23 protein-coding genes and 1 pseudogene are annotated in these 21,696 nt (G+C 42.6%); 23 read left to right on the forward strand and 1 reads right to left on the reverse strand.

Annotated features, from left to right (window positions below; all coding sequences use genetic code 11):
• The 16 genes and pseudogenes from HMPREF0851_RS16235 to HMPREF0851_RS04685 form a co-directional block, all read left to right on the forward strand.
• The coding region (locus HMPREF0851_RS16235) for an LPXTG cell wall anchor domain-containing protein (RefSeq protein WP_000298935.1) at positions 1-788 on the forward strand (788 nt) is incomplete at its 5' end.
• Positions 789-962: 174 nt separating this feature from the next.
• Entirely contained in the window at positions 963-2,093 is a 1,131-nt protein-coding gene (hemW, locus tag HMPREF0851_RS04615; RefSeq protein ID WP_001170092.1) for a radical SAM family heme chaperone HemW, read from the forward strand.
• A gap of 4 nt (positions 2,094-2,097) precedes the next feature.
• Positions 2,098-2,835, forward strand: coding sequence for an acyl-[acyl-carrier-protein] thioesterase (locus HMPREF0851_RS04620; protein WP_000524785.1), 738 nt, complete (start codon positions 2,098-2,100; stop codon positions 2,833-2,835).
• Between the two features lie 7 nt (positions 2,836-2,842).
• Entirely contained in the window at positions 2,843-3,616 is a 774-nt protein-coding gene (locus HMPREF0851_RS04625; RefSeq protein WP_000875441.1) for a TIGR01457 family HAD-type hydrolase, read from the forward strand.
• Positions 3,606-4,223, forward strand: coding sequence for a TIGR01906 family membrane protein (locus HMPREF0851_RS04630; protein WP_000850604.1), 618 nt, complete (start codon positions 3,606-3,608; stop codon positions 4,221-4,223). The genes HMPREF0851_RS04625 and HMPREF0851_RS04630 overlap by 11 nt, the downstream gene beginning before the upstream one ends.
• 210 nt (positions 4,224-4,433) lie before the next feature.
• Positions 4,434-4,835 (forward strand): Spx/MgsR family RNA polymerase-binding regulatory protein, encoded by a 402-nt coding sequence (locus HMPREF0851_RS04635; RefSeq protein ID WP_000631259.1) that lies wholly within the window; start codon positions 4,434-4,436, stop codon positions 4,833-4,835.
• Positions 4,835-5,113, forward strand: a complete 279-nt coding sequence (locus tag HMPREF0851_RS04640) for a UPF0223 family protein (RefSeq protein ID WP_001041977.1) — start codon at positions 4,835-4,837, stop codon at positions 5,111-5,113. Before HMPREF0851_RS04635 ends, HMPREF0851_RS04640 begins: the two co-directional genes overlap by 1 nt.
• On the forward strand, positions 5,103-5,876 hold the full coding sequence (locus tag HMPREF0851_RS04645; RefSeq protein WP_000444032.1) for an inositol monophosphatase family protein: 774 nt from the start codon (positions 5,103-5,105) through the stop codon (positions 5,874-5,876). Before HMPREF0851_RS04640 ends, HMPREF0851_RS04645 begins: the two co-directional genes overlap by 11 nt.
• Complete coding sequence (locus HMPREF0851_RS04650; protein WP_001160261.1) at positions 5,877-7,181, forward strand: RsmF rRNA methyltransferase first C-terminal domain-containing protein; 1,305 nt, start codon at positions 5,877-5,879, stop codon at positions 7,179-7,181.
• A 371-nt stretch (positions 7,182-7,552) separates the two neighbouring features.
• The gene (locus HMPREF0851_RS04655; RefSeq protein ID WP_000746322.1) at positions 7,553-8,431 is read left to right on the forward strand and encodes a phosphate ABC transporter substrate-binding protein PstS family protein; all 879 of its coding nucleotides are present in this window, start codon (positions 7,553-7,555) and stop codon (positions 8,429-8,431) included.
• The gene (gene pstC, locus HMPREF0851_RS04660) at positions 8,431-9,348 is read left to right on the forward strand and encodes a phosphate ABC transporter permease subunit PstC (RefSeq protein ID WP_001070903.1); all 918 of its coding nucleotides are present in this window, start codon (positions 8,431-8,433) and stop codon (positions 9,346-9,348) included. The genes HMPREF0851_RS04655 and pstC overlap by 1 nt, the downstream gene beginning before the upstream one ends.
• Complete coding sequence (pstA, locus tag HMPREF0851_RS04665) at positions 9,338-10,222, forward strand: phosphate ABC transporter permease PstA (protein ID WP_000543046.1); 885 nt, start codon at positions 9,338-9,340, stop codon at positions 10,220-10,222. Before pstC ends, pstA begins: the two co-directional genes overlap by 11 nt.
• A 10-nt stretch (positions 10,223-10,232) precedes the next feature.
• A pseudogene (gene pstB / locus HMPREF0851_RS04670) lies at positions 10,233-11,035 on the forward strand (phosphate ABC transporter ATP-binding protein PstB).
• A 12-nt stretch (positions 11,036-11,047) separates the two neighbouring features.
• Positions 11,048-11,806, forward strand: a complete 759-nt coding sequence (gene pstB, locus HMPREF0851_RS04675; RefSeq protein WP_000133485.1) for a phosphate ABC transporter ATP-binding protein PstB — start codon at positions 11,048-11,050, stop codon at positions 11,804-11,806.
• Between the two features lie 11 nt (positions 11,807-11,817).
• The gene (phoU, locus tag HMPREF0851_RS04680; protein ID WP_000946458.1) at positions 11,818-12,471 is read left to right on the forward strand and encodes a phosphate signaling complex protein PhoU; all 654 of its coding nucleotides are present in this window, start codon (positions 11,818-11,820) and stop codon (positions 12,469-12,471) included.
• A 157-nt stretch (positions 12,472-12,628) separates the two neighbouring features.
• Complete coding sequence (locus HMPREF0851_RS04685) at positions 12,629-13,444, forward strand: ABC transporter substrate-binding protein (protein ID WP_000837371.1); 816 nt, start codon at positions 12,629-12,631, stop codon at positions 13,442-13,444.
• Positions 13,445-13,618: 174 nt separating this feature from the next.
• Here the strand turns inward: HMPREF0851_RS04685 and HMPREF0851_RS04690 are convergent, their stop codons facing one another.
• Positions 13,619-14,890, reverse strand: coding sequence for a PLP-dependent aminotransferase family protein (locus HMPREF0851_RS04690; RefSeq protein ID WP_000744845.1), 1,272 nt, complete (start codon positions 14,888-14,890; stop codon positions 13,619-13,621).
• A gap of 141 nt (positions 14,891-15,031) precedes the next feature.
• Between HMPREF0851_RS04690 and budA the strand changes: the two genes are divergently transcribed.
• The 7 genes from budA (at position 15,032) to HMPREF0851_RS04725 (ending at position 21,484) form a co-directional block, all read left to right on the forward strand.
• Entirely contained in the window at positions 15,032-15,763 is a 732-nt protein-coding gene (gene budA, locus HMPREF0851_RS04695) for an acetolactate decarboxylase (protein WP_000360311.1), read from the forward strand.
• A 9-nt stretch (positions 15,764-15,772) separates the two neighbouring features.
• Complete coding sequence (locus HMPREF0851_RS04700) at positions 15,773-16,525, forward strand: YhfC family intramembrane metalloprotease (protein WP_000152208.1); 753 nt, start codon at positions 15,773-15,775, stop codon at positions 16,523-16,525.
• 112 nt (positions 16,526-16,637) lie between these two features.
• A complete protein-coding gene (murB, locus tag HMPREF0851_RS04705; RefSeq protein ID WP_000116182.1) occupies positions 16,638-17,543 on the forward strand; it encodes a UDP-N-acetylmuramate dehydrogenase in 906 nt (301 codons plus the stop codon).
• A gap of 159 nt (positions 17,544-17,702) precedes the next feature.
• Entirely contained in the window at positions 17,703-18,860 is a 1,158-nt protein-coding gene (locus HMPREF0851_RS04710) for an ABC transporter ATP-binding protein (protein WP_000742925.1), read from the forward strand.
• Positions 18,841-19,647 carry an ABC transporter permease gene (locus HMPREF0851_RS04715; RefSeq protein WP_000753801.1) on the forward strand — a complete coding sequence of 269 codons (807 nt, stop codon included), beginning with the start codon at positions 18,841-18,843 and terminating at the stop codon, positions 19,645-19,647. The genes HMPREF0851_RS04710 and HMPREF0851_RS04715 overlap by 20 nt, the downstream gene beginning before the upstream one ends.
• Positions 19,644-20,417 carry an ABC transporter permease gene (locus HMPREF0851_RS04720; protein ID WP_000712737.1) on the forward strand — a complete coding sequence of 258 codons (774 nt, stop codon included), beginning with the start codon at positions 19,644-19,646 and terminating at the stop codon, positions 20,415-20,417. Before HMPREF0851_RS04715 ends, HMPREF0851_RS04720 begins: the two co-directional genes overlap by 4 nt.
• Entirely contained in the window at positions 20,414-21,484 is a 1,071-nt protein-coding gene (locus HMPREF0851_RS04725; protein WP_000737963.1) for an ABC transporter substrate-binding protein, read from the forward strand. The genes HMPREF0851_RS04720 and HMPREF0851_RS04725 overlap by 4 nt, the downstream gene beginning before the upstream one ends.
• The last annotated feature ends 212 nt before the right edge of the window (positions 21,485-21,696 follow it).

The following is a 21,696-nucleotide window of genomic DNA, read 5'->3' on the forward strand; positions in this document are numbered from 1 at the left end:
CTCCACGAGTGAAAGATGGATTAACATCAGGTAAAGTAACACCGACAAACAAAGCAGTAGATGGACAACCATATACAAGCAAGGAAAAAGTCATCAATCCAAATAAACCAGGAACAACGGTAACACCAACACCAACAAATGGTTTAACAATTGATGGAACAAGCGGCAAAGTTACAGGAACACCAACAGGCTTAACATGGAATGGCGATGACACAGAACAAACAGTCAATATTCCAGTAGTCATCACAAAAGGAAATGAAAAAATCAACGTAACCATTCCAGTAGTGGTCCAACGAGATGTAACAAAAACACCAACGTTTACAGTAGGTAACCAAGATCCAACAGACGGTCATGTAGATGTAACAGTAAGCGGCGTACCAGATGGCACAAAAGTGACATTACCAGGTGTTAATGGAGAGAAAGTCGTAACAGGTGGAAAAGTAACATTAACAAATGATGAATTACCAGAAACACCTCAGACCGGAAAAGGACGTGCGCAAGAAGACGGCAAACTTCCAAAAGAAGGCACAAGTGACATCACAATTCCAGGTAAAATTTCAAGTTCAAAAGGTGAACCAGAAGTTCAAACAGAAACCCCAGACTACACAAATACAATTCCAGTTACGCCAGTCAAACCTGCTACTAATGATAATGGAGCTAAATCAAATGATTCTCAAAATGTATTGCCAAATACAGGAACAGAATCAAATGCGACTCTTGCATCTCTTGGACTTCTTGGACTATTGAGTGGATTTGGACTTGTAGCTCGCAAGAAAAAAGAAGACTAAAAATTTAGTCAAATGAATATTCATTCTTTTGTATTGTAAAGACAAACTAGATTGTTTCTGGGAATCGTGTTCGTCATAAAATACAAAAAATGTTTAGATAAAGAAAGCGAACAATGCTAGGATTTTGTTAAACGGAATTCTAAGTATTGTTCGCTTTTGTGGTATAATAAGACTATGCAGAAGAAACCAACGTCAGCCTATGTGCACATCCCGTTTTGTACCCAGATTTGTTATTATTGTGACTTTTCAAAGGTCTTCATAAAAAATCAGCCTGTAGATAGTTATTTGGAACATCTGTTAGAAGAGTTTCGTTCTTATGATATTCAAAAGTTGCGAACCCTCTATATCGGTGGTGGGACACCGACAGCTTTATCAGCTCCGCAACTGGAGGTGTTATTGAATGGCTTGACTAAAAACTTGGACTTGTCTGCCTTGGAAGAGTTGACCATTGAAGCTAATCCAGGCGACTTGGATGCGGATAAGATTGCTGTTTTGAAAAACTCGGCTGTCAATCGTGTTTCGCTAGGTGTGCAGACCTTTGATGATAAGATGCTGAAAAAGATTGGGCGCAGTCATTTGGAGAAGGATATTTATGAAAATATCGACCGCCTGAAACTGGCTGGTTTTGACAATATCTCCATCGATTTGATTTATGCACTGCCAGGTCAGACCATGGAGCAAGTTAAGGACAATGTGGCTAAGGCCATTGGACTGGATATTCCCCATATGAGTCTGTATAGTTTGATTTTGGAAAACCACACGGTCTTTATGAACCGTATGCGACGAGGGAAATTGCCTCTGCCTAAGGAGGAACTGGAGGCTGAGATGTTTGAGTACATCATTGCAGAGCTGGAGCGAGCTGGTTTTGAGCATTATGAGATTTCCAATTTCTCCAAGTCTGGTTTTGAAAGTCGTCACAATCTCATGTACTGGGACAATGCTGAATACTATGGTATCGGTGCTGGGGCATCTGGTTATGTTAATGGAGTACGCTATAAAAACCACGGTCCGATTCGCCATTATCTAAGTGCAGTTGAGGAAGGCAATGCTCGGATCACAGAAGAGCACCTGAGTCAAAAAGAGCAAATGGAAGAAGAAATGTTCCTGGGCCTTCGCAAGAAATCAGGAGTCTCCATGGCGCGATTTGAGGAAAAATTTGGACGAACTTTCGATGGACTTTATGGAGAAATTGTCAGAGATTTGGTTCAACAAGGTCTCATGCAAATAGAGGGTGACCGAGTTCGCATGACAAAAAGAGGTCTCTTTTTGGGAGACACTGTAGCAGAACGATTTATTTTGGAGTAGAATGATGGGCTTAACTTATCAAATGAAAATGAAAATTCCTTTTGATATGGCTGATATGAACGGTCATATCAAACTTCCAGATGTGATTTTGCTATCCCTACAAGTTTCAGGGATGCAGTCTATTGAGTTAGGAGTTAGTGATAAGGCAATTTTGGAAAACTATAATCTAGTCTGGATTATCACAGATTATGATATTGAGGTGGTTCGTTTGCCTCGTTTTGCGGAAGAAATCACCATCGAAACGGAAGCTTTGAGCTACAATCGGCTCTTTTGCTACCGTCGCTTTACCATTTATGATGAAGCGGAGCAGGAGCTCATTCACATGATGGCGACCTTTGTTCTCATGAACCGAGACAGTCGAAAAGTCCATGCTGTTGAATCTGAGATTGTGGCTCCTTACCAGTCTGAGTTTGATAAAAAACTTATCCGTGGCCCAAAGTATGAGCCTTTGGAAGAGACAGTCAGCAAGGAGTACCATGTCCGTTTTTACGATTTGGATATGAATGGCCATGTCAATAATAGTAAATACCTGGATTGGATTTTTGAGGTCATGGGAGCGGATTTTTTGACCCACTATATTCCCAAGAAAATCAACCTCAAGTATGTCAAGGAAGTTCGACCAGGTGGGGTGATTACATCGGCTGTTGAACGGACTGGACTGGAAAGCAAGCATGAGATTACAAGCGACGGGGCTACCAATGCCCAAGCTATCATCACTTGGCAAGAAATGAAAAAGGATTAGAGAAAATATGAAATATAAAGGCTATTTAATTGATTTAGACGGAACCATTTATAAGGGGAAAGACAGAATCCCAGCAGGAGAGGCTTTTATCCATGAATTGCAAAAGCGGGACATTCCCTATCTCTTTGTGACCAACAATACAACCCGCACTCCTGAGAGTGTTCAGCAGATGTTGGCTCAGAATTTTAATATCGATACGCCCCTGTCGACTGTCTACACAGCAACTTTGGCGACTATCGATTATATGAATGACTTGGGGCTTGAAAAGACCGTCTATGTCATCGGAGAAGCAGGGCTCAAGGAAGCCATCAAGACGGCTGGATATGTTGAAGACAAGGAAAATCCTGCCTATGTGGTAGTAGGTCTGGACTGGCAAGTTGACTATGAAAAATTTGCCACAGCAACTCTGGCTATCCAAAAAGGTGCTCACTTTATTGGAACCAATCCTGACCTCAACATCCCGACAGAACGAGGGCTTTTACCAGGAGCAGGTTCGCTAGTAACTCTCCTTGAAGTAGCAACACGAGTGAAGCCTGTTTATATCGGAAAACCAAATGCCATCATTATGGACAAGGCAGTTGAGCACTTAGGCTTGGAACGTGAAGAGTTAATCATGGTTGGGGATAATTACTTGACTGATATTCGAGCTGGGATTGATAATGGCATTCCAACGCTCTTGGTAACGACTGGTTTTACCAAGGAAGAAGAAGTAGCTGGCCTGCCAATCGCACCGACTCATGTGGTTTCTAGCCTTGCGGAGTGGAACTTTGATGAAAACTAAACTGACCTTTTGGGGCTCTATGATTTTTCTCCTCTCCCTCTCAATCCTTCTGACCATCTATCTAGCTTGGATTTTTTATCCGCTGGAAGTTCAGTGGCTGAATTTAACGGATCGGGTTTATCTAAAACCAGAAACCATTCAGTACGACTTTCATGTCTTGATGAATTACCTGACCAATCCATTTAGTCAGGTTCTAGAGATGCCTGATTTTCGTTCGTCAGCAGCAGGTCTGCACCACTTTGCAGTGGTGAAGAACCTCTTTCACTTGGTTCAGCTAGTTGCTCTAGTGACACTGCCAAGTTTCTATTTCTTTGTTAAAGGGATTGTGAAAAAGGGCTTCTTGTCTCTATTTAGTAAAGGGCTTTTGGCTCTAGTAGTCTTGCCTTTGTTGATTGGGCTTGGGGGAGTTTTGATTGGTTTTGACCAATTCTTTACTCTGTTCCATCAAATTCTCTTTGTGGGAGATGATACCTGGCTTTTTGATCCAGCCAAGGATCCTGTTATACTGATTTTGCCAGAGACTTTCTTCCTTCATGCCTTCCTCCTCTTTTTTGCCCTCTATGAAAGCTTCTTTGGCTATCTTTATCTAAAAAGTCGTAGGAAGTGAAACGAAAGATGTTTTTAATTTGTATATATAAAATTGTATACGATTTGAAACCATCGTTAAGAGTGAATTAACTAAATCCAGAATATATCAATCGTTCGCAAACAGTCTATTTTTCTTGAAAAAATAGGCTTTTTTTCTAAAAATCCCTAGTCAAGCGCTTTATTTTTTTGTATAATAGAAGTAGCAAAGTATAGATAAGAAGAGAAAAGCATGATTACACTATTTCTATCACCGAGCTGTACATCATGTCGTAAGGCTAAGGCCTGGTTAGAAAAACATAAGGTTCCCTTTGTAGAACACAATATTATGACCAGTCCTTTAACAAGAAAAGAATTGCAACACATCCTTTCCTTGACCGAAAATGGTACTGATGACATCATTTCAACTCGTTCAAAAATTTTTCAAAAATTGAATATTGATGTAGAGAGTATTTCGGTATCGGAATTGCTTCATTTGATTGAGCAGTACCCTAGTCTTTTGCGTCGTCCCATTATTATTGATGCCAAGCGCATGCAAATCGGTTTTAATGAAGATGAGATTCGTGCTTTTCTCCCTCGTAGTTACCGTAAGCAAGAACTAAAAGAAGCAAGAATGAGAGCTGGTATTAGTTAATGAACAAACAGTATAGTTACCCACTAGATTTGTCGTGGAGCACTGAAGAACTTGCTTCAGTGCTTTCTTTTTTTAATGATGTTGAAGCTGCCTATGAAGGCAAGGTAGAGGCTAAAAAGTTACTGGACTCCTATAAGGGATTCAAAGCGGTCGTGCCAAGCAAGAGTGAAGAAAAACGTTTGGGACGAGAATTTGAAACGGTTAGTGGCTATTCGCTTTACCGAGCAGTTCAGACTGCCAAGGAAAAAGGGGAAGGAAAGATTTCTCTTGGAAAGTAAATTTGAATTTGCTAAAGAGCTTGTTAAGAAAGCAGGCCAGTATATCCTTGACCATATGCAGGAAGACTTGCAGGTTGAGATTAAAACCTCTCCGACAGATTTGGTGACCAGACTGGACAAGGAAGTTCAGGAACTTTTGGTTGGTGAAATTCTATCCCGTTATCCTGAGGATAAGATTTGTGCTGAAGAAGGTTGTCTGCGAGCTTCGGTTCAAGAAGGAAAGGTTTGGGTCATTGATCCGATTGATGGTACCAGTAACTTTGTAGCCCAGCAAGAAGATTTTGCTGTTATGATGGCTTATTTTGAAAATGGTCGGGGACAGTTTGGTCTGATTTATGATGTGGTCAAAGGGGATTGTTATCACGGGGGTGGAGCCTTTCCCGTTTGTCTAAATGATAAGCCCCTAGCTCCCTTTAAAGCAAAACCACTTGGAGATTTTCTCATTGCAGGCAATAGTGGCATGCTGGAAACCAACGAATGGGGTCTGGCTGATTTAGCTCGTGCGGTCCTCGGTGTTCGTGTCTATGGGAGTGCGGCCATTAGTTTTGCCAAGATTTTATCAGGGCATTTGTTGACCTACGTCACCTATCTGCAACCATGGGATTATGCTGCGGCTAGTATTTTAGGGGAAAGTCTGGGCTATCGGGTTGTGACCCTATCTGGTCAACCGCTTGATTTTCAAACCAGACAGCCAGTCATGATGGTCCCTCTTGAGATGCAGGAGGAAATTCAGTCCTATATTTATGAAAGGAAAAGAACTTAAATGCAATTTCCAGAAGGATTTGTTGAAAAATATAAAGAGATACTAGGAGATGAGGCAAGAGATTTTCTTGCCTCTTTTGAGGAGGAAGCGGTTTCGGCCTTTCGGGTCAATCCTTTAAAAGAAGCGCCAGTTTCCTTTTCTGATCCCATTCCTCAAACCCCTTGGGGCCACTACGGAAAGGTATCAGGGAAATCGCCTGAGCATGCTACTGGTTTGGTTTATTCGCAAGAACCTGCTGCTCAGATGGTTGCTCAGGTAGCCCAGCCCAGTCCTGGTATGAAGGTCTTGGACTTGGCTGCTGCTCCAGGTGGCAAATCAACTCAACTAGCAGCCTATCTAGCAGGAGAGGGTCTCCTTGTTTCCAATGAAATTTCAAGCAAACGGGCTAAGATTTTAGTAGAAAACATGGAGCGCTTTGGAACGACAAATGTCGTAGTGACCAATGAATCTGCTGACCGCTTGGCCAAGGTTTTTAAGGGCTATTTTGACCTCATTGTCCTTGATGCCCCTTGCTCTGGTGAAGGGATGTTTCGTAAGCAACCAGATGCTATGGATTATTGGAGCCTTGATTATCCGAGTCAATGCGCTAGCTTGCAAAGAGAAATTCTGGAAGATGCAGTAACCATGCTAGCTGAAGGTGGTCGCTTGGTTTATTCAACCTGTACCTGGGCCCCCGAGGAAAACGAAGAGATTATCAAGTGGTTGCTGGAAGAGTATGATTTTGATTTGTTGCCAGTTGAACATATCAATGGAATGGTAGCTGGTATTGACCTGCCAGAAACGGCTCGAATGTACCCTCATCATTTTAAGGGAGAGGGGCAGTTTGTAGCCCATCTACAGTTTAAAGGTGAAAATCCAGCCCCTAAATTTAAGGCTAGCAAGAGCAATCTCAGCCGTGAGCAAGTTGCCTTGTGGCAGGAATTTGCCCAAAAACATCTAAACATCAATCTACCGGGTATCTTGCAGACATTTGGAGACCAGCTTTATCTCTTACCAGAACTTTTACCAGATTTAGGGAAGCTCAAGATTGCTCGCAATGGTCTGCATCTGGGTACCTTTAAGAAGAAACGCTTTGAGCCCAGTTTCGCTCTTGGACTAGCCTTGAAACCAAGTCAGGTCAAGCAGTCGGTTGAAATTGACCAAGAAGGGTTTGTAAAGTATGTTGCTGGCGAAACCGTTCAGCTGGCAGAAAGTCTGCCAAATGGTTGGTACCAAGTTTTGGTTCAAGGCAATGGGTTGGGCTTTGCTAAGGTGACTGGAAATGTTTTGAAAAATTATTTTCCAAAAGGCCTCAGATTCAAGTGAAAATGCTAGTCAAAGTAGCTTGTCTATGTTATAGTGGAAGTATGGATTTTTTTCAAATTGTCTTTCATTTTAAGTCAAAATTGGTGGAAAAGGTAACTAAGCAAATTTCTAGTTAAACCAAGCTAATACTCTTCGAAAATCTCTTCAAACCGCGTCAACGTCGCCTTGCCGTATATATGTGACTGACTTCGTCAGTCTTATCTACAACCTCAAAGCGGTGCTTTGAGCAGCCTGCGGCTGGTTTCCTAGTTTGCTCTTTGATTTTCATTGAGTATAAGAACTTCAGTTAGCTCCCAATTTTCAAAAGAAAAACATAAATAAATAGTTGAAAAAATTCACAGCATTCACCATTATTTTCAAGGAGAAAAACAGTGAAAAAAAGGAAAAAACTCGCTCTATCACTTGCGGCTCTTTTGCTAGCAGGTTCTTTGGCGGGATGTGCTAGCTGGATTGATCGTGGAGAATCCATGACAGCTGTTGGCTCAACGGCTCTCCAGCCCTTGGTCGAAGCAGCAGCAGATGAATTTGGAGCTATGAACGTTGGAAAAACAGTCAACGTTCAAGGTGGAGGATCTGGTACAGGTCTGTCTCAGGTTCAGTCTGGAGCCGTTGATGTAGGAAATTCAGACGTATTTGCCGAGGAAAAAGACGGTATCAACGCATCCGCTCTTGTGGATCACAAGGTTGCAGTAGCAAGCTTGGCGGTAATTGTAAATAAGGAAGTTGACGTTGAAAATCTGACAACAGAACAACTCCGTAGCATCTTCACAGGCCAAGTGACCAACTGGAAAGAAGTCGGTGGGAAAGACCTAGCTATTTCTATTATTAACCGTGCGGCAAGTTCTGGTTCGCGTGCAACCTTTGATAGTGTTATCATGGATGGTCAATCTGCTGTGCAGAGTCAAGAACAGGATTCAAATGGGATGGTCAAAAACATTGTTTCCCAGACACCAGGAGCTATTTCTTACCTAGCCTTTGCCTATGTGGATGACTCGGTTAAACGCATGAAGTTGAATGGCTATGAGCCGATTGCAGAAAATGTTACGACCAATAACTGGCCTTTGTGGTCTTATGAACACATGTATACCCTAGGTCAGCCGAACGAATTGGTGGCAGAGTTTCTCAACTTTGTCCTCTCAGATGAAGCGCAAAGCGGAATCGTTAAGGGGATGGGCTATATTTCTGTTAAGGAAATGAAGGTTGAAAAAGATGCTGTAGGAACGGTGACAGCACTAGAAGGGAGTCAATAATGAATCAAGAAGAATTAGCTAAAAAATTACTTTCTCCCTCAAAGAACTCTCGTCTAGAGAAATTAGGAAAAGGCTTGACCTTTGCCTGTCTGTCTTTGATTGTCATCATTGTGGCCATGATTTTGATTTTCGTAGCCCAAAAAGGCTTGTCGACCTTCTTTGTCAATGGGGTCAACATCTTTGATTTCCTCTTTGGACAAACTTGGAATCCTTCAGGTAAGCAATTTGGTGCCCTTCCTATGATTTTGGGTTCCTTTATTGTCACAATCCTATCAGCCCTTATCGCCACTCCTTTTGCCATTGGTGCGGCAGTCTTTATGACCGAGGTCTCACCAAAAGGTGCTAGAATCTTGCAACCAGCCATTGAATTGCTTGTCGGAATTCCTTCAGTCGTGTATGGATTTATCGGTTTGCAGGTCGTAGTTCCCTTTGTCCGTAGTGTCTTTGGTGGTACTGGTTTTGGGATTTTGTCAGGGATTTTCGTTCTCTTTGTCATGATCTTACCGACGGTAACCTTTATGACAACGGATAGCTTGCGTGCGGTGCCTCGTCACTATCGTGAAGCTAGTTTGGCTATGGGAGCCACTCGTTGGCAGACCATCTGGCGTGTGACCTTGAAGGCAGCGCGTTCAGGGATTTTCACCGCAGTGGTCTTTGGGATGGCGCGTGCCTTTGGAGAGGCTTTGGCCATTCAGATGGTGGTCGGAAACTCAGCCGTAGTCCCAACTTCATTGACAACACCTGCTGCGACCTTGACCTCTGTGTTGACCATGGGTATCGGAAATACTGTTATGGGAACAGTTGATAATAACGTTCTCTGGTCACTGGCCTTAGTCTTGCTCTTGATGAGTTTGGCCTTTAACAGTGTGATTAAATTGATTACGAAAGAAAGAGGAAAGAAAAACTATGCACGCTAAGAAATTAGATAAAATTGCAACAGCTGTCCTCTACTCGATTGCAGGAATTATTGTTGCCATCTTGGCATCCTTGATTCTTTATATCTTGGTTCGTGGTTTGCCCCACATCTCTTGGTCTTTCTTGACTGGCAAATCATCTTCTTACCAAGCAGGTGGAGGGATTGGAATTCAGCTTTATAATTCCTTCTTCCTCTTGGTTATTACCTTGATTATCTCTGTGCCTTTATCTATGGGGGCTGGGATTTTCCTAGCTGAATATGCCAAAAAAGGTCCTGTGACCAATTTTGTCAGAACCTGTATTGAAATCTTGTCTTCACTGCCATCAGTGGTTGTAGGTCTCTTTGGTTACTTGATCTTTGTAGTTCAGTTTGAGTATGGATTTTCAATCATTTCAGGTGCCTTGGCCTTGACAGTCTTTAACCTGCCTCAGATGACTCGAAATGTTGAGGACAGCTTGAAACACGTTCACCATACGCAGCGTGAGGCTGGCCTAGCCCTTGGAATTTCTCGTTGGGAGACAGTGGTCCATGTGGTCATTCCAGAAGCCCTTCCAGGTATTGTGACTGGGGTTGTCTTGGCATCTGGTCGTATCTTTGGTGAGGCGGCTGCTTTGATTTATACAGCAGGACAATCCGCTCCAGCCCTTGACTGGTCTAACTGGAATATTCTCAGTGTAACCAGCCCAATCTCTATTTTCCGTCAAGCAGAAACCTTGGCTGTCCACATCTGGAAAGTTAATAGCGAAGGAACTATCCCTGATGGAACCATCGTATCAGCAGGTTCTGCGGCCGTGCTCCTCATCTTTATCCTCATCTTTAACTTTGGAGCCCGCAAACTCGGAAGTTACCTACATAAGAAATTAACCGCTGCCTAAAGGAGAAGCCATGTCAAAATATAATTGGGATGAAAAGCATATCATCACCTTTCCTGAAGAGAAAGTGGCCCTCTCTACTAAGGATTTACATGTTTACTACGGTAAAAAAGAATCCATCAAGGGCATCGATATGCAATTTGAAAAAATAAAATTACTGCCTTAATTGGCCCATCTGGATCAGGAAAATCAACCTACCTCCGCAGTCTCAATCGAATGAATGATACCATTGATATTGCCAAGGTAACAGGTCAAATCCTCTATCAAGGGATTGATGTCAACCGTCCAGAAATTAACGTTTATGAAATGCGTAAGCACATCGGAATGGTCTTCCAACGACCAAATCCCTTTGCCAAGTCTATCTACCGCAATATCACTTTTGCTCATGAACGTGCAGGGGTTAAGGACAAGCAAGTCTTGGATGAAATTGTGGAAACCTCTCTTCGTCAAGCAGCTCTCTGGGATCAGGTCAAAGACGATTTGCACAAGTCAGCCTTGACCCTATCAGGTGGTCAGCAACAGCGTCTCTGTATCGCTCGTGCTATTTCTGTTAAACCAGATATTCTCTTGATGGATGAACCAGCGTCAGCCTTGGATCCGATTGCGACAGCCCAGCTGGAAGAAACCATGTTGGAATTGAAGAAGGACTTTACCATCATCATCGTAACCCACAGTATGCAGCAGGCTGCGCGTGCTAGTGACTACACAGGATTTTTCTACTTGGGTGACTTGATTGAGTACGATAAGACCTCTAATATTTTCCAAAATGCCAAACTACAGTCAACCAATGACTACGTAACAGGACACTTTGGATAGGAAGGAAACAGTATGACAGAAGCGATTTTACAGGTATCAGACCTGTCCGTTTACTACAATCAAAAAAAGGCCTTGAATAGTGTTTCCCTATCTTTCCAACCTAAGGAAATTACAGCTTTGATTGGTCCATCTGGATCAGGGAAATCAACCCTCCTAAAGGCTATCAACCGTATGGGGGATCTTAATCCAGAGGTGACTACAACTGGTTCAGTAGTTTACAACGGCCACAATATCTACAGCCCACGTACAGATACAGTTGAATTGCGTAAAGAAATCGGTATGGTTTTCCAACAACCAAACCCCTTCCCCATGTCTATCTACGAAAATGTTGTTTACGGGCTTCGTATCAATGGAGTGAAAGACAAGCAGGTTCTGGATGAAGCGGTAGAAAAAGCCTTGCAACGAGCTTCCATCTGGGATGAAGTCAAGGATCGCCTACATGATTCAGCTATCGGGCTTTCAGGTGGACAACAGCAACGTGTTTGTGTTGCCCGTGTCTTGGCAACTAGTCCTAAAATCATTCTTTTGGATGAACCGACTTCAGCCTTGGACCCTATCTCTGCTGGGAAGATTGAGGAAACCTTGTATGGGCTAAAAAATAAATACACCATGCTCTTGGTTACGCGTTCCATGCAACAAGCCTCTCGTATCTCTGACAAGACAGGATTTTTCCTAGATGGAGATTTGATTGAGTTTAACGATACCAAGAAGATGTTCCTCAACCCACAACACAAGGAAACAGAAGATTATATTTCAGGAAAATTTGGATAAGGAGATAAATGATGTTACGTTCTCAATTTGAGGAAGATTTAGAGAAATTGCACAACCAGTTCTATGCTATGGGACAAGAAGTGCTATCCCAAATCAATCGTACAGTGCGTGCCTTTGTTACGCATGACCGTGATTTGGCCAAGGAAGTCATCGAAGACGATGCAGAAGTAAACGAATACGAAGTGAAATTGGAGAAAAAATCATTTGAAATGATTGCCCTTCAACAACCCGTTTCTCAAGACTTGCGTACAGTTCTAACAGTCTTGAAGGCTGTATCTGACTTGGAACGTATGGGTGATCATGCCGTTTCCATTGCCAAGGCGGCAATTCGTATGAAAGGTGAGCAACGCATCCCAGCTGTTGAAGAAGAAATCAAGAGAATGGGGCGCGATGTCAAGAACTTCGTTGAAGCAGCCCTTGAACTCTATCTCAATGGTTCAGTGGATCAGGCCTATGAAGTAGCAGCCATGGACGAAAAAATCAACCATTACTTTGATAGCATTCGTGACTTGGCTACAGAAGAAATTAAGAAAAATCCAGATGCCATCGTTACAGGCCGTGATTACTTCCAAGTGATTGCCTTCTTGGAACGTATCGGAGACTATGCCAAGAATATCTGTGAATGGGTTGTTTACTTTGAAACAGGTAAGATTGTCGAACTATAAAATAGATTTATTTTGTATAAAAAGGAGCTTGAAATCAACTGATAGCTCCTTTTCTTGAATGAAAAAAATATTTTTGAGATAAAAATTCAAAAAACACTTGACAAGTAACTTGGATAGCGTTATAATTATACAAAATTAACAGAGAGGTTGTTTATTTATGAAATCAAAAAAATGGATATTTGTTTTATGTAGTTTTCTTGCAAGTTTCTTCTTAGTGGCTTGCCAGTCAGGTTCTAATGGTTCTCAGTCAGCTGTTGAGGCCATTAAGCAAAAGGGAAAATTAGTTGTGGCGACCAGTCCTGACTATGCACCTTTTGAATTCCAATCCTTAGTTGACGGAAAAAATCAGGTAGTCGGTGCGGACATTGATATGGCCCAAGCTATCGCTGATGAACTTGGGGTGAAGTTGGAAATCTCAAGCATGAGTTTTGACAATGTCTTGACCAGTCTTCAAACTGGTAAGGCTGACCTAGCAGTTGCGGGAATTAGCGCTACTGACGAGAGAAAAGAAGTCTTTGATTTTTCAATCCCTTACTATGAGAACAAGATTAGTTTCTTGGTTCGTAAGGCTGATGTAGAAAAATATAAGGCTCTAACTAGCCTAGAAAGTGCTAATATTGCAGCCCAAAAAGGAACTGTTCCAGAATCAATGGTCAAGGAACAATTGCCAAAAGCTCAGCTGACTTCCCTAACCAATATGGGTGAAGCAGTCAATGAATTACAGGCTGGAAAAGTAGATGCTGTTCACATGGATGAGCCTGTTGCCCTTAGCTATGCTGCTAAAAATGCGGACCTAGCTGTCGCAACTGTCAGCTTGAAGATGAAAGACGGCGAAGCAAATGCCGTTGCCCTTAGAAAAAATAGTGCTGATTTGAAAGAAGTGGTGGACAAGGTCATCCAAAAACTCAAGGATGACGGCACCTACCAAAAATATCTTGAAAAAGCGGCAACCTTAACAGAAGTGGAAGAATAATACTCAATGAAAATCAAAGAGCAAACTAGGAAGCTAGCCGCAGGTTGCTCAAAGCACTGCTTTGAGGTTGTAGATAAGACTGACGAAGTCAGTTACATATATCTACGGTAAGGCGACGCTGACGTGGTTTGAATTTGATTTTCGAAGAGTATAAGAAAAAAGCAGAGTTGGAAGTCATTCCAATTCTGCTTTTAAATAGTTTAAAACATTTTCCAGATTGTCTAAGGACACCTTGGCAAATTGATAAGGGCAGGCACCCAAGTAAGCCTCTTCAAAGAAGTCCAAGCTCAGTTGGCTATGTTTGAGACTAGCAATTTTAGGATAATGTCTCAGGTCTAGCAATAAACCATCATGTAGGGGAAAATGTGGAAGGGGACAAGGTGTTTTGGTTAAACTTTCCTTGATTTGTTTTTGGTAAATTTCCTGATTGGACAAGCGAGCTAGACGATTTTTCTCAAATAATTGACTGTCAATATAGAGTGACAGGGCCTTTTGCATGATGAGGTTGCTGTCGTAGTCTAGGATATTTTTGTAGGCCACAAAGGCTTCTTTGATAGCATTTGGCAGAATGAGTGCCGTAATCCGCAGGGCTGGAAAGAGGCTTGTTGAGAAGGACTTGATATAAATAACGCGCTCCTCTGTATCCAGATAGTGAAAGGTCTGGCCCTTCTTGGAGTCCAAGTCACCTAGATAGTCGTCCTCTACGATATAAACACCGTACTTGGCAGCTAAGTCAAGAATGGCTCGTTTGTCCTGTTCAGAATAGGAATGGCCTAGGGGATAGTGAAAACGAGGAATAGTGTAGAAAAACTTAATTTTTCCTGTTTTGAAGTGGACTTCCAGTTCCTCCAAGTCAATCCCATCAATGCCTCGTTCAATCGTTTGATAGTCTAGATCTTGAGCAATCAAGAGGCGATTCATCCGATGGTAGGTCGGCTGTTCCACCAAGATTTCCTTAGCCTGGCTAGGAAAGGAAATTTGAGAGAGGATAAACAGGGCTTGTTGGGTCCCAGAAGTCAGTACTAGTTGGTCAGCCTTGCAGTAGAGAGCTTGGTCAAAGAGTAATTTGTGAATGGACCGTCTTAGGTCTTCTAATCCTTCTTGGTTGTCATAGTAGTTGAAGAGGTAGTTTTCCCGTCCAATCAAGGTTTCATTGACACAGAGTCGGAAATCGTCATAGGCGCTGGCATGTTCGTCTGTAACCTCGATTTCTAGGTCTTGGTGTTGCCCTTGTTCTAAGACATAGTAGCCACTCTGGGGCTTGGCATAGAGGTATTGTTCGTGCCGTAATTCCAGCAGGGCGCGTTGAATAGTGTCCTTGCTACAGTGGAAGTCAAGGCTCAGCTGACGGATAGAAGGCAGGCGACTACCCGTCGGAAAGCGTCCAGACTCGATAGCATTTTTCAGATAGGAAACGACCTCTTGGTACTTGCTTTGTTTCTTCATTCCAGACCTCCCTTGATTTTGTTACATTGTACCCTTTTTTTTCCTTCTTGGCAATGTCTAGGGTGTTTCTCTCGTTCACATCTAGGGGCAAATGTGGTATACTTAGGAGTAAGATTTATAGAATAACAGACAAGAAAGAGAATGGATAAGAACGTGCAGGAACCAGTGAAATTATTTCAATACAATACCCTCGGAGCCTTGATGGCAGGCCTTTATGGTGGTACTATGACAGTAGGAGAATTACTAGAGCATGGTGACCTTGGTTTGGGAACCTTGGATTCCATTGATGGGGAATTGATTGTATTGGATGGCAAGGCCTATCAGGCCAAAGGCTCAGGAGAGCAACCGGAAATTGTAGAAGTGTCTCCAGATGCCCTTATTCCTTATGCAGCAGTAGTACCGCACCAGGCAGAGGTTATTTTTCGCCAGCGCTTTGAGATGACGGACAAGGAATTGGAAGAGCGAATTGAGTCTTATTATGATGGAGAAAATCTTTTCCGCTCTATCAAGATTCGGGGGGAATTTTCACATATGCATGTGCGCATGATTCCCAAGTCGACACCAGATACCAAGTTTGCTGATGTCGCAACCCATCAACCGGAATATAGTCGTGACAATGTGGCGGGAACCATCGTTGGTTTCTGGACGCCTGAGATTTTCCATGGGGTCAGTGTGGCAGGCTATCATCTGCACTTCATTTCAGATGATTTGACCTTCGGTGGTCATGTCATGGACTTTGTCATCAAGGAAGGGATTATCGAGGTAGGCGCTGTTGACCAGTTGGACCAACGTTTTCCAGTCCAAGACCGCCAATACTTGTTTGCTAAGTTCAATGTTGACGAGATGAAAAAAGACATTGAAAAGGCGGAATAGGAGAAGAAAATGACTATTCATATTATCATTGCCATGGTGCTGTTGCTGGCTTTCTTGATAGGAAGTATTTGGTATGCCAAAAAGAAATACCAGATTAATCTAGCTGTCTTGGGCTTGGGGGCTGTTGCCTTCTTTGTCTCTTCACAGATTTTGGAAAAACTGGTGCATATCTTGGTTTTGCATCCTCAAAAAGACGGCAGTATTGCCCTCTTGCAAGACTATCCGCTTTTCTATATCCTCTATGGCCTAGCCATGGCAGCATTTTTTGAGGAAACAGCTCGTCTTGTTTTCTTCAAATGGTTGGAGAAAAAGAGAAGTTTGGAAAAGGCAGATGCCTTGGCTTATGGGTTAGGTCATGGTGGCTTGGAGTTGATTTTCCTAGGTCTTACTAGTTTGCTTAATCTCTACTTCGTTCTCTCAGCAGTTCAAACGCAGGATCCACAGGTCATGCAATTACTGTCTGAAAATATGTTGAAAACTATCCAGTCGCTATCAGTCTGGCAGATTTATTTGCTTGGTTTTGAGAGAATCTTGGCCCTAGGTTTCCAATTACTCTTGACTGTTTGGGTTTACCAAGCTGTTCGCCAGAAGAAATGGATTTATCTCCTAGCAGCCTATGGCCTACATGCCTTTTTTGACCTAGTACCATCTCTAGCTCAAGTAGGATGGATTACAAGTCCAGTCTTGGTTGAAGTTGTCCTAGCACTTGAGCTCATTCTGGTCGCCTATGGAACCAAGGCAATCTTTTGTAAAAAATCATAAGAAAAAGGGGGTAACCTCTTTTTTGTTTAAAATAAGTCCAAGATTTTTTTAGGGTCGTCAAATGTCTCTAAAAATGGTATAATGGAATGAATTTTGTAAAAGGAAGAGTGACATGTCTGTAAGAGAAAAAATGCTTGAAATCTTAGAAGGAATTGATATCCGTTTTAAAGAACCCTTGCATAGCTATAGTTATACAAAAGTAGGTGGAGAGGCCGATTATTTGGTCTTTCCACGAAATCGTTTTGAGTTGGCTCGCGTTGTCAAATTTGCCAATCAAGAAAATATTCCTTGGATGGTTCTTGGAAATGCCAGCAACATTATCGTTCGTGACGGTGGGATTCGTGGATTTGTCATCTTGTGTGACAAGCTCAATAACGTTTCTGTTGATGGCTATACCATCGAAGCAGAAGCTGGTGCCAACTTGATTGAAACAACTCGCATTGCGCTTCGTCATAGTTTGACTGGCTTTGAGTTTGCTTGTGGCATTCCAGGAAGCGTTGGTGGTGCTGTCTTTATGAATGCGGGTGCCTATGGTGGCGAGATTGCCCACATCTTGCAGTCTTGTAAGGTCTTGACCAAGGATGGAGAAATCGAGACCCTGTCTGCCCAGGGCTTGGCTTTCGGTTACCGCCATTCAGCCATTCAGGAGTCTGGTGCAGTTGTCTTGTCAGCTAAATTTGCCCTTGCTCCAGGAAGCCATCAGGTTATCAAGCAAGAAATGGACCGTTTGACGCACCTACGTGAACTCAAGCAACCTTTAGAATATCCATCTTGTGGTTCGGTCTTTAAGCGTCCAGTAGGTCATTTTGCAGGTCAATTAATTTCAGAAGCTGGCTTAAAAGGCTATCGTATCGGTGGTGTTGAAGTGTCTGAAAAACACGCAGGTTTTATGATTAATGTTGCTGACGGAACGGCTAAAGACTACGAGGACTTGATTGAGTCTGTGATCGAAAAAGTAAAGGAACACTCTGGCGTTACTCTTGAGAGAGAGGTCCGTATTTTAGGTGAAAGCAAGTAGGAAGCTGTATTTGAAAAGCTGCTGCTATGTCATGGAAAGGGGGTGAAAGCCTATCGTTAGTGCAGAAGAATGTAGGCAGTTCAATCTCCTACACGAGGTAGTAGCGGCCTGACAGAGCCCTGATCTGTTAATCTATGAAAAAGAAGGAATAAATGACAATTGAAAAAACCAATTATTGAATTCAAAAACGTCTCTAAAGTTTTTGAAGACAGCAACACCAAGGTTCTCAAAAATATCAACTTTGAGTTGGAAGAAGGGAAGTTCTATACTCTTCTAGGCGCATCTGGTTCAGGGAAATCAACTATCCTTAACATCATTGCAGGTTTACTGGATGCGACGACAGGAGATATTTTGCTGGACGGTGTTCGTATCAACGACATCCCAACCAACAAGCGAGACGTCCATACGGTCTTCCAATCCTATGCCTTGTTTCCACACATGAATGTGTTTGAAAATGTTGCCTTTCCACTTCGCTTGCGTAAGATTGACAAGAAAGAAATCGAAAAACGTGTAGCGGAAGTTCTCAAGATGGTTCAGTTGGAAGGTTATGAAAAACGTTCCATTCGTAAACTCTCTGGAGGACAACGTCAGCGTGTGGCTATTGCCCGTGCCATCATCAATCAACCCCGTGTGGTCTTGTTGGATGAGCCTTTGTCAGCGTTGGACTTGAAATTGCGAACAGACATGCAGTACGAACTGCGTGAACTGCAACAACGATTGGGCATTACCTTTGTCTTTGTTACCCACGATCAGGAAGAAGCACTTGCCATGAGTGACTGGATTTTCGTTATGAATGATGGCGAGATTGTCCAGTCTGGAACGCCTGTAGACATCTACGACGAGCCGATTAATCACTTTGTTGCCACCTTTATCGGTGAGTCAAATATCTTGCCAGGAACCATGATTGAGGACTACTTGGTTGAGTTTAACGGCAAACGCTTCGAAGCGGTCGATGGGGGGATGAAGCCAAATGAGCCTGTCGAGGTTGTGATTCGTCCAGAGGACTTGCGTATTACCCTTCCTGAAGAAGGCAAGCTCCAAGTTAAGGTCGATACCCAGCTCTTCCGTGGGGTTCACTATGAAATTATCGCCTATGACGAACTTGGAAATGAATGGATGATCCACTCAACCCGTAAGGCCATCGTTGGTGAGGAAATCGGTCTGGACTTTGAACCAGAAGACATCCACATCATGCGTCTCAACGAAACCGAAGAAGAGTTCGATGCTCGTATCGAGGAGTACGTGGAAATCGAAGAGCAAGAAGCAGGTCTAATCAATGCAATCGAGGAGGAAAGAGATGAAGAAAACAAGCTCTAAACTCTTTGTAGTGCCCTACATGCTCTGGATTGCCCTCTTTGTCCTAGCACCCTTGGTCTTGATTTTCGGTCAATCCTTTTTCAATATCGAAGGCCAGTTTAGTTTAGAAAATTATAAATCTTACTTTGCGTCACAAAACTTGACCTACCTAAAAATGAGTTTCAACTCAGTGCTTTATGCAGGGATTGTGACCTTTGTGACTCTGCTTATCAGCTATCCAACAGCCCTCTTTTTGACTCGTCTCAAGCACCGTCAACTCTGGCTCATGCTGATTATTTTGCCAACTTGGATTAATTTGCTCCTTAAAGCCTATGCCTTTATCGGGATTTTTGGTCAGAATGGCTCTATTAACCAATTCCTTGAATTTATCGGAATCGGTTCGCAACAGTTGCTCTTTACCGATTTCTCCTTTATCTTTGTCGCAAGCTACATCGAGCTTCCCTTTATGATTTTGCCCATTTTCAATGTCTTGGACGATATGGATAACAATCTCATCAATGCCAGCTATGACCTCGGTGCGACCAAGTGGGAGACATTCCGACATGTCATCTTCCCTCTGTCTATGAATGGTGTGCGAAGTGGAGTTCAGTCGGTCTTTATCCCCAGCTTGAGTCTCTTCATGCTGACCCGTTTGATTGGTGGGAACCGCGTTATCACCTTGGGGACAGCCATTGAGCAGAATTTCCTAACCAATGACAACTACGGTATGGGTTCAACCATCGGTGTTATTCTCATCCTGACCATGTTCATCACCATGTGGGTGACCAAGGAAAGGAGAGAACGATGAAAAAATTTGCCAATCTTTATCTGGGACTGGTCTTTCTTGTCCTCTATCTGCCTATCTTTTACCTGATTGGTTATGCCTTTAATGCAGGCAACGACATGAACAGCTTTACAGGTTTTAGCTTGAACCATTTTAAAACCATGTTTGGCGATGGTCGTCTCATGTTGATTGTGACTCAGACCTTTTTCTTGGCCTTTTTATCAGCCTTGATAGCGACTATTATCGGGACTTTTGGAGCTATCTATATCTATCAGTCTCGTAAGAAATACCAAGAAGCCTTTCTATCTCTCAATAATATCCTCATGGTTGCGCCTGATGTTATGATTGGTGCCAGCTTCTTGATTCTTTTTACCCAACTCAAGTTTTCACTTGGCTTTTTGACCGTTCTATCTAGTCACGTGGCCTTCTCCATTCCTATCGTGCTCTTGATGGTCTTGCCACGTCTTAAGGAAATGAACGGAGATATGATTCATGCGGCCTATGACTTGGGAGCCAGTCAATTTCAGATGTTCAAGGAAATCATGCTTCCTTACCTGACTCCGTCTATCATTGCGGGTTATTTCATGGCCTTCACCTATTCGCTAGATGACTTTGCCGTGACCTTCTTTGTAACGGGAAATGGCTTTTCAACCCTGTCAGTCGAGATTTACTCTCGTGCTCGTAAGGGGATTTCTCTAGAAATCAATGCTCTGTCTGCCCTAGTCTTTCTCTTTAGTATTATTCTGGTTGTTGGTTATTACTTTATCTCACGTGAGAAGGAGGAGCAAGCATGAAAAAACTCTATTCATTTTTAGCAGGAATTGTAGCCATTATCCTGGTCTTGTGGGGAATTGCGACGCATTTAGATAGTAAAATCAATAGCCGAGATAGTCAAAAACTGGTTATCTACAACTGGGGAGACTATATCGATCCTGAACTCTTGACTCAGTTCACAGAAGAAACTGGAATCCAAGTACAGTATGAGACCTTTGACTCCAACGAAGCCATGTACACTAAGATCAAGCAGGGTGGAACGACTTATGATATTGCTATCCCTAGTGAATACATGATTAACAAGATGAAGGACGAAGACCTCTTGGTACCGCTTGATTATTCAAAACTTGAAGGTCTTGAAAATATCGGACTAGAGTTTCTCAACCAGTCCTTTGACAAAGGAAATAAATTCTCCATTCCTTACTTCTGGGGAACCCTGGGAATTGTCTACAATGAAACCATGGTAGATGAAGCGCCTGAGCATTGGGACGACCTTTGGAAGCCAGAGTATAAAAACTCTATCATGCTCTTTGATGGGGCGCGTGAGGTACTGGGACTCGGACTCAATTCCCTCGGCTACAGCCTCAACTCCAAGGATACCCAGCAGTTAGAAGAAACAGTGGATAAGCTTTACAAGCTCACTCCAAATATCAAGGCTATCGTTGCAGACGAGATGAAGGGCTACATGATTCAGAACAACGCTGCAATCGGCGTGACCTTCTCTGGTGAAGCCAGCCAAATGCTAGAAAAAAATGAAAATCTACGCTATGTGGTTCCGACCGAGGCCAGCAACCTTTGGTTTGACAATATGGTCATTCCCAAAACAGTCAAAAACCAAGATGCGGCCTATGCCTTTATCAACTTTATGTTGAAACCTGAAAATGCTCTAAAAAACGCAGAGTATGTCGGCTATTCAACTCCAAACCTACCAGCTAAGGAATTGCTCCCAGAGGAGAAAAAAGAAGACAAGGCCTTCTATCCTGATGCTGAAACCATGAAACACCTAGAAGTTTATGAGAAATTTGACCATAAATGGACAGGAAAATATAGCGACCTCTTCCTACAGTTTAAAATGTATCGGAAGTAGCAGTTAGCGGTCACGAAACGAATCAGTCAAGCTGGTTCGTTTTTTAGAAAAAATAGAAATCATGGTATAATAGTTTTAGGTTGAGAGTTATTAGAATTGTTTATAGCATCTCTGAAAATTTAATTCCAAAGGAGTTCAAAATGAGTCAGACTACGCAAATGCATATATATATATATATATATAACCTGATAAAAAAATGTAAAAAATATAGA

This window comes from Streptococcus sp. M334 (assembly GCF_000187745.1).
Lineage (GTDB): Bacteria > Bacillota > Bacilli > Lactobacillales > Streptococcaceae > Streptococcus.